Source organism: Tritonibacter sp. SIMBA_163 (assembly GCF_046535935.1).
Taxonomy (GTDB): Bacteria; Pseudomonadota; Alphaproteobacteria; order Rhodobacterales; family Rhodobacteraceae; genus Epibacterium; species Epibacterium scottomollicae.
Window position 1 is genome coordinate 1 of sequence record NZ_JAWJBP010001118.1, and the last position, 244, is coordinate 244.

Here is a 244-nt window from a genome sequence, read left to right on the forward strand (position 1 = left end):
ATCTGATCGAACCGCTGGCTGGATCGGCTGGCCGGCACGCCGTGGTCGTTCCCGTCGTCCAGCAGCTCGACTCCCGCGTCGACGCCGATGTGCTCGCACACCGCGGCGAGCGTGCCCGAGGGATCGTCCCGCAGGTCGTCGAGCAGGACGGGCATCAGCGGGTTGTCCGGGGCGAGCCGGCGGTAGAGCTGGATGACCTCGATGTACTTGCTGCCGTCGACGCAGCGGGGGTCGGCGTTGCAGT

1 protein-coding gene is annotated in these 244 nt (G+C 69.7%); it reads right to left on the bottom strand.

The window, feature by feature from the left end:
- A partial coding sequence (locus R0J92_RS25800; protein ID WP_411053787.1) for a hypothetical protein occupies nt 1-244 on the bottom strand: 244 nt, incomplete at both ends.